1 protein-coding gene is annotated in these 532 nt (G+C 27.3%); it reads right to left on the bottom strand.

What is annotated here, in order from left to right:
- Positions 1 to 90 precede the first annotated feature (90 nt).
- A partial coding sequence (locus ACEXNK_RS17535; protein WP_373601500.1) for a DUF3794 domain-containing protein occupies positions 91 to 532 on the bottom strand: 442 nt, incomplete at its 5' end.

Consider the following 532-nt stretch of genomic DNA (forward strand, 5'->3'; position numbering starts at 1 on the left):
TACCATACTAGTATCCTTACATTTAAAGTTATTTTCTTTATGCATATTAGCTCCTCCATAAATTTATGATTTTTATATATAATGTTTACCTTATTGAGGTATATTAGCTACTAATAATATAGCAGCATTTATAAATATTTCTTTTGGTCCTACACTCATTGTATCTGCACTTTCTATTACTGCAGATACTTCAACCTTATCACCCATCTTATAATCTGGTGGTAATATAATAAAACTACTAAATGGAATATCATAATGTGCAGAATGAACTGCTTGGTCATCTATATCTGCTGTATATTCTACTATAACTTTTAATACGCCATGTAGTATTAATTTAAATCCACTTAAGATTTGACCTTCATTTGCTACTATTTTAGGTGTAGCAATTACATAACTATTTATAACCTTTACATCTATACTTGTATAATCTATTTCTTCTATTGGTGGTTTTTGGCATGGTATTTGACAGTATTTATCTAATGTTATTTGCTTAAATATTGAAATATTCACTTCTATTTCTACAGATGAAGAT

The sequence above is a fragment of the Paraclostridium bifermentans genome (assembly GCF_964259345.1).
Taxonomy (GTDB): Bacteria; Bacillota; Clostridia; order Peptostreptococcales; family Peptostreptococcaceae; genus Paraclostridium; species Paraclostridium bifermentans_B.